Genomic DNA, 13,193 nt, shown 5'->3' with positions numbered 1-13,193 from the left:
TCGGAGCTCATCAGGCATCTCCCCCAAACACATCAACGTTGCTGAACACACAGGCCGGCGAGGCATGGCCGACGCGGATGACCTGGTTCGGTTCGCCCTTGCCACAGTTCGGCGTGCCGAGGACCTGGAAGGTGCTGGCATCGCCCACGGCGCGCAGGCTCTTCCAGAACTGCGCGGAAATGCCGCGGTAGTTGGGGTTCTTCACCACGCCCTTGAGCTCGCCGTTCTCGATCAACTGGCCCCACTCGCAGCCGAACTGGAACTTGTTGCGGGCATCATCGATGGACCAGGAGCGGTTGGTACGCATCAGCACGCCGTGCTCGGTGCCCTGGATCAGTTGCTCCAGGGTCTGGTCGCCAGGTTCGATGTTCAGGTTCGCCATGCGGTCGATGGGCGGACGATTCCAGCCGCAGGCGCGGCTGTTGGCGACACCGGCAAGGCCCGCGCGGAATTGCGACAGCGCACCGCCCAATGGCCGCAGCAGCAGGCCATCACGGATCAGGAACTGTTTGCTGGCGGCAGTGCCCTCGTCGTCATGGCTGTAGCTGGCCAATTCCTCGGGGATATCCGGGTCGAAGGTGACGTTCAGCAGGCTGGAGCCATATTGCAGGTGCCCGAAGTCGCTGGCCTTGATGAAACTGGTGCCAGCGTAATTGCGCTCGTCTCCCAGGATGCGGTCCAGCTCCAGCGGATGACCGATGGACTCGTGGATCTGCAGCATCATCTGGTCGGGCATCAGCAGCAGGTCGCGGGGGCCTTGCGGCGTGTTCGGCGCCATCAGCAATTGCAGGGCCTGGTCGGCGATTTTCAGCCCGGCACCGATCAGGCCGCAGCGGCTGATCACATCGAAGCCGCCTTGCTGGCCGAAATTTTCCCGCCCCAGGGTGCGGGTCTGGCTGTCGTGGCCGTCGAAGGCGGTGACTTCCAGGGCCGGGTAGATGAAGCGTTGGGCCTGGCGCAGTTCAGCGCCGGCACTGTTGAGATAGATCTGTTCGACCTGGGTCAGGCCGATGCTGGCCTGCCAGTTCACCAGGCGTTCGTCCTGGGGGACTGCGGCCGATTCGTCTCCGAGCAATTGGTAGCAGTCGCTCAGGGCAGGAAAGGCCTGGTCGAAATTCGGCGAGAAGTAATCAGCGCGGTCGCTGGACACCGCTTGCTCGCGCAGGTCGAGCAGGGCGTGGGGCTTGAGCCCGCGAGCGTGTCGTTCGGCCTGTTCCAGCGCCGCTTGCAGGCCGGCCTGGGACAGGTCGTTGGTAGCGGCATACGCCTCGACCCCGTTGACCCGTGCGGTGAGCATCGCACCTTCATCACGGCTTAGGCTGGGCGGTTCGGCGACATTCTTGCGCACCGACAAGTGCTGGCCGGACTCGCGCACGTAACGCAGGGAAAAGAATTCAGCGCCCGTGCGCAAGGCAGCAAAACGCTGCTTGAGCTGGGGGTGGAAGTCGAACATGGAACCTCCTTGTCTGGAGTGGCGGTGCAGCGGCGTGTGGCGTATTGACGCGGTGGCTCTAGAGTAGGCCTGGGGTGGGGGAGGGATCAAGGAAGATGGGGATTTACGATGCCAGGTCGGGTGCCATCGCGAGCAGGCTCGCTCCCACAGTGGATCTTTGGTGACCACAAAATTTGCGGCCACCACCAATCCTCCTGTGGGAGCGAGCCTGCTCGCGATGGCGGTGTGATGTCTTACTGCGCCATAGGCCCCACTTCGCGCATTGGCTTGCCGCGCACCGGCGCATCACCAGCCACGTAGTACGGCGCAGTGCTGCGTGGCAGGGGTTTGCGGCCACGGATCTTGTCGGCGATTTTCTCGGCGATCATGATCGTCGGCGCGTTCAGGTTGCCGGTGGTGATGATCGGCATGATCGAGGCATCGACCACGCGCAACCCTTGCATGCCATGCACGCGGCCTTCGCCGTCCACCACCGCCATGTCATCGGTGCCCATCTTGCACGAGCAGGACGGGTGGAACGCGGTTTCGGCGTGTTCACGGATGAACTGGTCCAGTTGCGCGTCCGTCTGCACCTCGATGCCCGGGCTGATCTCGCGACCCCGGAACGGATCGAGCGCCGGCTGCTGCATGATCTCGCGGGTCAGGCGGATGCCGTCGCGAAACTCCTGCCAATCCTGTTCGGTGGCCATGTAGTTGAACAGGATGCTCGGGTGCTGGCGTGGGTCCTTGGACTTGGCCTGGATCCGCCCACGGCTCGGCGAGCGCATGGAGCCCATGTGTGCCTGGAAACCGTGCTCCTTCACACCGTTGCTGCCGTTGTAGTTAATCGCCACCGGCAGGAAGTGATACTGGATGTTCGGCCAATCGAATTCCGGGCGGGTGCGGATGAAACCGCCAGCCTCGAACTGGTTGCTGGCGCCAATGCCGGTGCCGTTGAACAGCCATTCGGCACCGATGGCCGGCTGGTTGTACCAGAGCAGCGACGGGTACAGCGAGACCGGTTGGGTACAGGCGTATTGCAGGTACAGTTCCAGGTGATCCTGCAGGTTTTCACCGACGCCTGGCAGGTCGTGGACCACCGGGATGTCGAGGCTTTCCAGCAATTTGGCCGGACCGACGCCGGAGCGTTGCAGGATCTGCGGCGAGGCGATGGCGCCGGAGCACAGCAGCACTTCCTTGCGTGCCCGGGCTTCGACGCGCTCTTCGGCCGCGCCCACCAGGTAACGTACGCCGACCGCGCGCTTGCCTTCGAACAGGATCTTGTCGGTCAGGGCGTGGGTGACGATGGTCAGGGTCGAGCGCTTCTTGGCGATATCCAGGTAACCGCGCGCGGTACTGGCGCGACGGCCGTTGGGCGTGACGGTGCGGTCCATAGGGCCGAAACCTTCCTGCTGGTAGCCGTTGAGGTCTTCGGTACGCGGGTAACCGGCCTGCACGCCGGCTTCGACCATGGTGTGGAACAGCGGGTTGTTGCCAGCCTTGGGCGTGGTCACGCTGACCGGGCCATCACCGCCGTGATAGTCGTTCGGGCCGATGTCGCGGGTTTCGGCTTTGCGGAAATACGGCAGGCAATCCAGATAGGTCCAGTCTTCCAGGCCCGGCAGTTTGGCCCAGTTGTCATAGTCCAGGGCGTTGCCGCGGATGTAGCACATGCCGTTGATCAACGACGAACCGCCCAGGCCCTTGCCGCGCCCGCATTCCATGCGACGGCCGTTCATGTGCGGCTCCGGGTCGGTCTCGTAGGCCCAGTTGTAGCGCCGGCCTTGCAGCGGGAAGGCCAGGGCGGCGGGCATTTGCGTGCGGAAGTCCAGGCGATAGTCCGGACCGCCGGCTTCAAGCAACAGGACGGTGACGCCTTCATCCTCGGTCAGGCGAGTGGCCAGGGTGTTACCGGCCGAGCCGGCACCGATGATGATGTAATCGAATTCTTGGGACATGAAATGCACCCTCTTTTTGAATTGGGTTCAGGTCGCGCTCTCGAGTGCCACGTTCTCCGTGGCGAGGGAGCTTGCTCCCGCTCGGCTGCGCAGCAGTCGCAAACAGGGCGGCCGTGTTCTGTCTGGATGAGCTTGGAGCCTGAAGTCGGGGCCGCTTCGCGGCCCAGCGGGAGCAAGCTCCCTCGCCACACAAGGCCCCGGCCTCAGGCTCGGTGTCAGATCAGAACACCGACGTGTAATCGCCCAGTTCGACCTGTACCGATTTGATGCGTGTGAAGTTGTTCAGCGAGCTGATGCCGTTCTCCCGGCCCACGCCCGATTGCTTGTAGCCGCCAACCGGCATTTCAGCCGCCGATTCGCCCCAGGCGTTGATCCAGCAGATACCGGCCTCGAGCTGGTGGATCACGCGGTGGGCGCGGTTCAGGTCGCGGGTGACGACGCCGGCGGCCAGGCCGAAGTCGGTGTCGTTGGCGCGGCGGATCACTTCTTCTTCGGTTTCATAGGTGAGGATGCTCATCACCGGGCCGAAGATTTCTTCACGCACGATGGTCATCTCGTCGGTGCAGTCGGTGAACACGGTGGGAGCGACGAACGCGCCCTTGGCCAATTCGCCGTCGGTCAAGCGCCCGCCGCCGCACAGCAGGCGCGCGCCCTCGGCCTTGCCTTTCTCGATGTAGCCCAACACGCTTTCCATGTGGGCGAAGCTCACCAGCGGGCCGAAGTTGGTGTTTTCGTCCTCTGGATTACCGATGCGGATGCGCGCCACGCGCTCGGCGATCTTGGCCTCGAAGGCGGCCTTGAGGTGGCTCGGCACGAACACGCGGGTACCGTTGGTGCAGACCTGGCCGGAGCTGTAGAAGTTGGCCATCATCGCGGTGTCGGCGGCGCGATCCAGGTCGGCATCGTCGAAGATGATCAGCGGTGACTTGCCGCCCAGTTCCATGGTCACGTCCTTGAGCGAAGAACTCGAGGCGCTGGCCATGACTTTCTTGCCGGTGTCGGTGCCGCCGGTAAAGGAGATTTTCTCGATGCGCGGGTGTTCGGTCAGCCAGGTGCCGACTTCGCGGCCGCTGCCGGTCAGTACGTTGAACACACCCGCTGGAACGCCGGCTTCGGTGTAGATCTCGGCCAGTTTCAGGGTGGTCAGCGAGGTGACTTCGCTCGGCTTGAAGATCATCGCGTTACCGGCTGCCAGGGCCGGGGCGGATTTCCACAGGGCGATCTGGATCGGGTAGTTCCACGCGCCGATACCGGCCACCACGCCCAGGGGCTCGCGGCGGGTGTAGACGAACGACGTGGTGCGCAGCGGCACCTGCTCGCCTTCGATGGCAGGCACCAGGCCGGCGTAGTATTCCAGCACGTCGGCGCCGGTGACGATGTCGACATAGCGGGTTTCGGAATAAGCCTTGCCGGTGTCGAGGGTTTCCAGGGCGGCCAGCTCATCGTTGCGCTCGCGCAGGATTTCCACCGCGCGACGCAGGATGCGCGAACGCTGCATGGCGGTCATGGCGGCCCAGACCTTCTGACCCTTCTCGGCGCTGACCACGGCGCGCTCGACGTCCTCGAACGTGGCGCGCTGCACCTGGGCAAGAACTTCACCGTTGGCAGGGTTGATGGCTTCGAAAGTGGCATCGCCGCTGGCATCGCTGTACGCGCCATCGATGTAGAGTTTTTGCAGTTCGAAACGGGCCATAAAGTCCTCGCAAGTGCATAAAGTGGTTGGCTGGCCACCGAGCGTGTCGTCTATAGCTGACTACGCAGTTCGGCGACGGTTCAGGAGCCGAGCGGTTCTGTGTGCTCTGATACCCCTGCCTTGGCCAGTTGGAAATCCATGTATTCGTAAGCGATCCGGTGCGCCTGGGCGGTATCGAACGCGTCTCCCGACAGCGCTCCGCGCAGCCACAAACCGTCAATCAGCGCGGCCAGGCCCCGTGCCGCGCTGCGGGCCTCATCGAGGGACAACACGCGGCGGAACTGGCAACACAGGTTGGAGTACAGGCGGTGGTCGTTGATCCGCTGCAACCTGTGCAATGACGGGTGATGCATGCTGGTGGCCCAGAAGGCCAACCAGGTTTTCATTGCCGGGCCGTTGACCTGGCTGGCGTCGAAGTTGCCTTCGATGATCACCTTCAGGTGAGCCCGTGGGCTCGAGTCCTCGAGCGCCTGGCGGCGCGCGGTGACGTTCTCGCTCAGGACAGTCATCAGGTACTGGGCCGTGGCCGCGATCAGGCCATTCTTGTCCTGAAAGTAGTGACTGATGATCCCGTTGGAAACACCGGCCAAACGGGCGATCAGCGCAATGCTGGCGTCCCCCATGCCGACCTGATCGACCGCTTGCAACGTGGCTTCGATCAATTGTTGACGGCGGATGGGTTGCATACCGACCTTGGGCATCTAGCACATCTCCTTAGGCCATCCGGCGCACGAATGTCGTTTGCCGGAATGAAAGCCAGTCTATTTTGTTTTGATTGAACGTTCAATCAACAAAAAATAAATTCTATGACAAGTCGTCGCTGTTTACCGGGGCGAGGACTTTTGGGGATGTCTTTATAACACTCGTCGGTTGGCATGTAGGCTTAATGCGCTTGATAGCTGGAATACTGTTGTGGTGAGGGGATTTAGCGAAACGTCGCACCGCCCCGTTGGGCTGCGAAGCAGCCCCAGAGTTGTTAGCCGTTAGCACCACACAAACAAAAACGCCGCGAACATCTCGCGGCGTTTTTGTCTGTGGGCTCAGCCCAGGTTCTTGCCGAGCAGTGCGTGGTACAGCTCGCTGTCGCCCAGGATCCCGACGACTTTCTGGTTATCGTGGAGCACCAGTTTGTTGCCGGTCTGGTAGCGGATCTGCAAGGCGTCGCGCATGCCGATGTTGGAGTCCACCAGGGTCGGACGGCGGCCCAGTTCCTCGACGGCTTGGCCGGGTACCCAGTTTTGCAGGTCCAGCGCCGCGCCGTTCTGCCGGGCGCCCTTGATGGTGTTGCCCTCGGCCAGGTCGAGCCAGGAGTCGCCGCCCGGGTCCAGGCACACCGAACCGTTGATGCGCTTGCAGTTGTCCAGGGTGCGCATGAGGCTGCGACCGCAGAGGACGTTGAGCGGGTTGGTGTGGGCGACGAAAGTGCGCACGTAGTCGTCCGCCGGGTTCAGTACGATTTCTTCCGGCTTGCTGTACTGGATGATCCGGCCGTCTTTCATGATCGCGATGCGGCTGCCCAGCTTCAGGGCTTCGTCCAGGTCATGGCTGACGAACACGATGGTCTTGCTCAGCTTGCGTTGCAGTTCCAGCAACTCGTCCTGCAGGCCCTGGCGGATCAGCGGGTCGAGCGCGGAGAAGGGTTCGTCCATCAGCAGGATGTCGGCGTCCATCGCCAGGGCGCGGGCCAGGCCGACCCGTTGCTGCATGCCGCCGGACAACTCGTCGGGCTTCTTGTTGCGCCACTGGGTCAGGCCCACCAGCTCAAGCTTTTCATCCACCAGCTTGCGCCGTTCCTTTTCCGGGCGGCCCTGCATTTCCAGGCCGAAGCTGATGTTCTCGCGCACTGTCAGCCAAGGCATCAGGGCGAACTTCTGGAACACCATGGCGATGCGCTTGGTGCGCATCATCTTCAGTTCGGCGGGGGTGCAGGACGCGATGTCGATCTGCCGGCCTTCGTGCTCGACGAACAGCTTGCCGCGACTGACGGTGTTCAAGCCGTTGATGCAGCGCAGCAGGCTGGACTTGCCGGAGCCTGACAGGCCCATCAACACGCAGATTTCGCCTTTCTCGATGTCCAGGCTGGCTTTTTCCACGCCGACGATTTGTCCGGTTTTCTTCAGGATTTCGTTGCGGGTCATGCCCTGGTCGAGCAGCTTGAGGGCCTCGCGCGGATCCCTGGCGAAGATCACGTCAACGTCTTCAAAACGAATTATGCTCATGCGTCACCCCCTACTTTGGCGTCGGGTTGCTTGCAGATTCGGTCGAGCATGATCGCCAGCAATACGATCGCCAGGCCGGCTTCGAAGCCCAGGGCGATATCAGCGGTGTTCAGTGCGTTGACCACGGGTTTGCCCAGGCCATCGGCACCCACCAGCGCGGCGATCACCACCATCGACAACGACAGCATGATGCACTGGGTGATACCGGCCGCGATGCTCGGCATCGCATGGGGCAGTTCGATACGCGACAGCAGTTGGCGACGGGAGCAGCCGAAGGCTTTGCCGGCGTCCATCAGTTCGTCCGGAACGTCGCGGATGCCCAGGTAGGTCAGGCGGATGGGCGCGGCAATCGCGAACACCACCGTGGAGATCAGGCCCGGGACCACACCCAGACCGAAAAGGGTCAGGGTAGGAATGAGGTAAACGAAGGTCGGTACGGTCTGCATCAGATCGAGTACCGGGCGCATCAGGGTGTAGAACATCGGCTTGTGCGCGGCAACAATGCCCAGCGGCACGCCGATCAGTACGCAAACCAGGGTCGCGAACAGCACCTGGGCGAGGGTTTCCATGGTCTCTTGCCAGTAACCCAGGTTGAGGATCAGCAGGAAAGACGCGATGACGAATACGGTCAGGCCCCATTTGCGCTGGATGAAATGCGCCAGTAGCGCGATGAGGCCGATCAGGGCCAACGGGTTGAACCAGGTCAGCGCAAACGTCACGCCGTGAATCATCGTTTCCAGGAACAGCGCGATTGCGTCGAATGTGCTGGCGCCGTGTTGCGTCAACCATTCAACGAAGCCGGCGATGTACTGGCCTAAAGGTATTTTCTGATCAATGAGCATGGTAGTGAACGTCCGCATGCAAGGGAATAAACAGCCCGGGCGAGCGAACCCGCCCGGCATAACATAAGCAGTTACTGCGCAAGTTTGGCTTTCACGGCTTCCAGGCCAGGTTTACCGTCAATGGTGGTCACGCCAGCCAACCAGGTATCGAGTACCTGTGGGTTTTTCTTCAGCCAGGCCTTGGCGGCGGCCTCAGGCTTCATCTTGTCGTCGAGCACGTTGCCCATCAGCGTGCTTTCCATGTCGACGGTGAACTCCAGGTTTTTCAACAGCTGGCCAACGTTGCTGCATTCCTGGCTGTAGCCCTTGCGGGTGTTGGTTGCCACGGTCGCGGCACCGAAGTCGGGGCCGAAGAAGTCGTCGCCGCCGGTCAGGTACTGGATCTTGAAGCGGGTGTTCATCGGGTGTGGCGCCCAGCCGAGGAACACCACATCGGTGCCACGCTTGGCGGCGCGGTCAACCTGCGAGAGCATGCCCGCTTCACTCGATTCGACGACTTTGAAGCCGGCGTCTTTCAGGCCGAAGGCGTTCTTTTCGATCATGCTCTGGATCAGGCGGTTGCCGTCGTTGCCGGGTTCGATCCCGTAGATCTTGCCGTCCAGTTCTTTCTTGAATTTGGGGATGTCGGCGAAGTCGTGCAGGCCCTTGTCATACAAGGCCTGGGGCACGGCGAGGGTGTACTTGGCGCCCTTGAGGTTGGTGCGCACGGTGTCCACGGTGCCGGCTTCGCGGTAGGCCTTGATGTCGTTTTCCATGGTCGGCATCCAGTTGCCGAGGAATACGTCCATGTTCTTGCCGTCGGCCAGGGACTTGTAGGTCACCGGCACGGAAATCATGGTGGTCTTGGTCTTGTAGCCCAGAGCGTCGAGCACCACGCTGGTGGTGGCGGTGGTCACGGTGATGTCGGTCCAGCCGACATCGGAGAAGTTGACGGTTTTGCACTGTTCGGGTTCAGCAGCGTTGGCCAGCATCGGAAGACTCAGCATGGCGGCCAACAACAACGACGTGGAACCTTTCATGGGTGGACTCCTGGTGTTTTATCGGCAGTGTCCTGTCAGGACAACCGCGCTTAATTGGATGTTGCGGTTGGTGGCGCGTGGGCACTCTCTGACACGCGGCCTTGCAAACGAGCCGTAACCGATCATGTACCAGTGCAAATCTGACGCCTACAGGGTGGGTCGTATCCAGTACAGGGATGGTCGCATCCAGTGTCGGTGACGTCGTTTACAGATTTTTTCCGCCCCTGGAGGACCTCTGACACGCAGAAAAACGGCGCAAAACCGGGGTCGGGAAGGGGCGGCGCTGCCAGGCATGATTGCGTCGGTGTCAGACGTCGGGCCCCCAGGTAAAAACCGGATGATGCGGCCATCCCGGCGTTGAGCGTAGCAGCTCCGTCACCGGACGCTCCTGCGCCCGGATGTGCCTGTTCTGGAGGTTATCGGCAATGGCAATCAGCGTTTTCGACTTGTTCAAAATCGGTATCGGCCCGTCCAGCTCCCACACCGTGGGCCCCATGCGTGCGGCGGCGCTGTTCGTTGAAACACTGAAGGCAAAGGCCCTGCTCAATGACGTGCGTCGGGTCGAGGTGCAGTTGTTCGGTTCGCTGTCGGCCACCGGTATCGGTCACGGCAGCGACAACGCCGTGATCATGGGCTTGATGGGCGAGTGGCCGGACGCAATCGACCCGTCGCAGATCGGCCCGCGTATCGAGCGGCTGCGCGAAACCCATACCTTGCTGCTCGACGGTCGCCTGCCGGTGCCGTTCATCTGGTCCCGGGACATGCGCCTGATCGACGAGAACCTGCCATTCCATCCCAATGCCATGACCCTGGTGGCCGAGGGCGCCAACGGCGAGTTGCACCGTGACACTTATTACTCGGTGGGCGGTGGCTTTGTCGTCGATCAGGCCCAGGCCTCCAGCGGCGTGGTGGATCTGGACAGCACTGAGCTGCCTTATGATTTCTCCAGTGCCGAAGAATTGCTTGAGTTGTGCCGTATCCACAACTTGCGGGTGGCCGAGTTGATGCTGGCCAACGAAAAGGTCTGGCGCTCCGAGGATGAGATTCGTAGCGGCCTGATGAAACTGTGGCGGGCCATGCAGGATTGCGTCGAACAGGGCCTCAAGCATGAAGGCATCCTGCCCGGCGGTTTGAATGTGCGCCGGCGTGCGGCCAAGTTGCACCGCAGCCTGCAAGAGCTGAACAAACCCAATGTCATTGGCTCGACCCTCAGTGCCATGGAATGGGTCAACCTGTTCGCCCTGGCGGTCAACGAGGAGAACGCCGCCGGTGGGCGCATGGTCACGGCGCCGACCAACGGTGCGGCGGGGATCATTCCGGCGGTGCTGCATTACTTCATGAAATTCAGCGAAGCGGTCACCGATGCCAACGTCGTGGATTATTTCCTCGGTGCGGCGGCCGTCGGGATCCTGTGCAAGAAGAACGCGTCGATCTCCGGTGCCGAAGTCGGTTGCCAGGGCGAGGTGGGATCGGCTTGCGCCATGGCGGCGGCAGGCCTGGCGGAGATCCTCGGGGCCTCGCCGGAACAGCTGTGCAACGCGGCGGAAATCGGCCTGGAACACAACCTTGGCCTGACTTGCGACCCGGTGGGTGGCCTGGTGCAGGTGCCCTGCATCGAGCGCAACGCGATTGCCGCGGTGAAAGCCATCAACGCCGCGCAAATGGCTCTGCGCGGGGATGGCCAGCATTTCATTTCCCTGGACCGGGTGATCCGCACCATGCGCGATACCGGTGCCGACATGCATGACAAATATAAAGAGACCTCGCGCGGCGGCTTGGCGGTCAGTGCGGTGGAGTGCTGAGGCTGCGTTCGCACAACCCTTTGTGACAAGAGGGACCCTGTGGGAGCAAGGCTTGCCCGCGATGGCGGCAGTGGACTCAACATGGATGTCGACAGACATACTGTCCTCGCGAGCAAGCTTTGCTCCCACACAGATTCCCTTTATTCACGAGATCGAAAATCGCTCGTAAAATGAACACCCATCCGCAAACGCGCCACCTTTTAGCGCGTCGCAAACAGACAAGACACCGGTTGTCGGGTTTGCCTCCATACGCCCCTCGACCGTCCGTCGTCCGTACCTGTGGTGATACTCGTCGCGCAAGCGGCGCAGCCCAGTTCCCACAAGTGCTACCGATCTGCTCACAGCCCGCTGTGACAGGTGCCTGCCGCCACTGATGGCGCTTATAACCCGCACTCGACACACGCCTTATATAGACAGGCCGCGATGTCGTTTTCAGGATTTATTGAACACGCATTCAATTTTAGGCATGGCAATTGCTCTATCCCGATAAAGCCCCGTCTCGGCAAGAGAATGATGGCAATAACAAGAGCCTCCGCCTGAGGCCATTACCCGCTTTGTGTGAGGAGATACCGCGATGACGACGTCCAACTCCGGGGCTCAACCCCAGAACCGTGCGCCTCAATCCATCGGCTTTTTGCTGCTGGACAATTTCACGCTGATTTCCCTGGCGTCCGCGGTAGAACCGCTACGCATGGCTAACCAATTGTCCGGTCGCGAGCTGTATCGCTGGACCACCCTCACCGTCGATGGCGGCCAGGTCTGGGCCAGCGACGGTTTGCAGATCACCCCCGACGCCTCCATGCACAAGGCGCCGTCCCTGGACACCGTCATCGTCTGTGGTGGCATCGGCATCCAGCGCACGGTCACCCGTGAACACGTGTCGTGGCTGCAGAGCCAGGCCCGTCAATCCCGTCGCCTCGGTGCGGTCTGCACCGGCAGCTGGGCCCTGGCATGCGCCGGCCTGCTGGACGGGTTCGATTGCAGCGTGCACTGGGAATGCCTGGCGGCGATGCAGGAAGCCTTCCCTCGGGTCTCGATGAGCACCCGTCTGTTCACCCTCGACCGTAACCGTTTCACCAGCTCTGGCGGCACCGCGCCGCTGGACATGATGCTGCACCTGATCAGCCGCGATCACGGTCGCGAACTGTCGGCAGCGATCTCGGAAATGTTTGTCTACGAGCGCATCCGCAACGAGCAGGATCACCAGCGTGTGCCGCTCAAGCACATGCTCGGCACCAACCAGCCGAAGTTGCAGGAAATTGTCGCGCTGATGGAAGCCAACCTCGAAGAGCCGATCGACCTGGACGAACTGGCGGTGTACGTCGCCGTGTCCCGCCGTCAGTTGGAGCGGCTGTTCCAGAAGTACCTGCATTGCTCGCCGTCGCGCTATTACCTCAAGTTGCGGCTGATTCGCGCGCGGCAACTGCTCAAGCAGACGCCGATGTCGATCATCGAGGTGGCCTCGGTGTGCGGCTTTGTCTCCACCCCGCACTTCTCCAAGTGCTACCGCGAATACTTCGGCATTCCACCGCGTGACGAACGCGTAGGCTCCAACACCACGCAACAGGTGGCGATGATGCCGCTGCCACAGGCGCTGGTGCTGTCGCCGCTGTCAGGCCCGCTGTCGGCGTTGAGCCAGGCGCGCAATGAGTCGACGTTTGCCAGTGTGAGGCTCTAGACCGAGGCGCCTTCATCGCGAGCAAGCTTTGCTCCCACAGGAAGTCTTCTGGGTGAAGTAGACAGCGTGCTCCCCGGAGATCCGTGGGAGCAAAGCTTGCTCGCGATTTGGTTTATCAGCCGCTGTGGTTCTGCTGATACTCCATCAGAGCCGGCAACAGCTGCTTATCGATCGCCTGACGCACAGCCGGCAGGATGGTGGCGCTGCTGGTGTATATGTCCTTGACCATGCGCCGCAAATCATTGGCGCGGGCCCTGTCCAGCCCACGTACCGCGCACTCGCACGCCTGTTCTGCGGTGGAGCCGCTGGGTATTTGCAGCCCCAGGGCCTTGAGGTGGCCCAGCAGGTCTTCCTGGTCGATCAAATCGGCGTACATCATGACGCTTTTCCTTGTTCAGGGATTGGGGTCGTGTCTCGATTCTGGTAGCCACCCGAAGCGGCGGCAAGGGCAAATGGTCGCCATGTCATGAATGACTATGGAGGCGTCGTTTTCGGCTAACTTGCACGGGCCTGGACTGGGCACACTGACTCCAAGCTGATTCACGATGGT

Annotated in this window: 10 protein-coding genes; 2 read left to right on the top strand and 8 right to left on the bottom strand. The window is 61.8% G+C overall.

The genetic code is table 11. From position 1 onward, the window contains the following. Positions 1-10: 10 nt before the first annotated feature. The 7 genes from PSH86_RS28235 to PSH86_RS28205 form a co-directional block, all read right to left on the bottom strand. Entirely contained in the window at positions 11-1,453 is a 1,443-nt protein-coding gene (locus tag PSH86_RS28235; RefSeq protein WP_163856330.1) for a TldD/PmbA family protein, read from the bottom strand. 233 nt (positions 1,454-1,686) lie between these two features. Further along, entirely contained in the window at positions 1,687-3,390 is a 1,704-nt protein-coding gene (gene betA, locus PSH86_RS28230) for a choline dehydrogenase (RefSeq protein ID WP_305486432.1), read from the bottom strand. 220 nt (positions 3,391-3,610) lie between these two features. Further along, positions 3,611-5,083: a betaine-aldehyde dehydrogenase gene (betB, locus tag PSH86_RS28225; protein ID WP_232199815.1), complete on the bottom strand. Its 1,473-nt coding sequence runs from the start codon at positions 5,081-5,083 to the stop codon at positions 3,611-3,613. 80 nt (positions 5,084-5,163) lie between these two features. Continuing rightward, a complete protein-coding gene (betI, locus tag PSH86_RS28220; RefSeq protein WP_109755060.1) occupies positions 5,164-5,784 on the bottom strand; it encodes a transcriptional regulator BetI in 621 nt (206 codons plus the stop codon). Positions 5,785-6,123: 339 nt separating this feature from the next. Then, positions 6,124-7,302: a choline ABC transporter ATP-binding protein gene (gene choV / locus PSH86_RS28215; protein WP_109755059.1), complete on the bottom strand. Its 1,179-nt coding sequence runs from the start codon at positions 7,300-7,302 to the stop codon at positions 6,124-6,126. Then, positions 7,299-8,144: a choline ABC transporter permease subunit gene (gene choW, locus PSH86_RS28210; RefSeq protein ID WP_003206355.1), complete on the bottom strand. Its 846-nt coding sequence runs from the start codon at positions 8,142-8,144 to the stop codon at positions 7,299-7,301. Before choW ends, choV begins: the two co-directional genes overlap by 4 nt. 71 nt (positions 8,145-8,215) lie before the next feature. Next, positions 8,216-9,163, bottom strand: a complete 948-nt coding sequence (locus PSH86_RS28205) for a choline ABC transporter substrate-binding protein (RefSeq protein WP_109755058.1) — start codon at positions 9,161-9,163, stop codon at positions 8,216-8,218. A 425-nt stretch (positions 9,164-9,588) separates the two neighbouring features. Here PSH86_RS28205 and PSH86_RS28200 point away from each other — a divergent pair, with 425 nt between their 5' ends. Together PSH86_RS28200 and PSH86_RS28195 are read left to right on the top strand one after the other, a co-directional pair. After that, positions 9,589-10,965 carry an L-serine ammonia-lyase gene (locus PSH86_RS28200; RefSeq protein WP_116833631.1) on the top strand — a complete coding sequence of 459 codons (1,377 nt, stop codon included), beginning with the start codon at positions 9,589-9,591 and terminating at the stop codon, positions 10,963-10,965. Between the two features lie 574 nt (positions 10,966-11,539). After that, complete coding sequence (locus PSH86_RS28195) at positions 11,540-12,643, top strand: GlxA family transcriptional regulator (protein WP_039590608.1); 1,104 nt, start codon at positions 11,540-11,542, stop codon at positions 12,641-12,643. Between the two features lie 115 nt (positions 12,644-12,758). On the opposite strand, the gene PSH86_RS28190 is transcribed toward PSH86_RS28195, so the two are convergent. Next, positions 12,759-13,022, bottom strand: coding sequence for a hypothetical protein (locus tag PSH86_RS28190; RefSeq protein ID WP_305486421.1), 264 nt, complete (start codon positions 13,020-13,022; stop codon positions 12,759-12,761). Positions 13,023-13,193: the final 171 nt, after the last annotated feature.

This window comes from Pseudomonas sp. FP2300 (genome assembly GCF_030687595.1).
Classification (GTDB): domain Bacteria; phylum Pseudomonadota; class Gammaproteobacteria; order Pseudomonadales; family Pseudomonadaceae; genus Aquipseudomonas; species Aquipseudomonas bijieensis.
The sequence above is the reverse complement of the archived record's forward strand: the minus strand, read 5'-3'. Positions and strand labels throughout refer to the sequence as shown.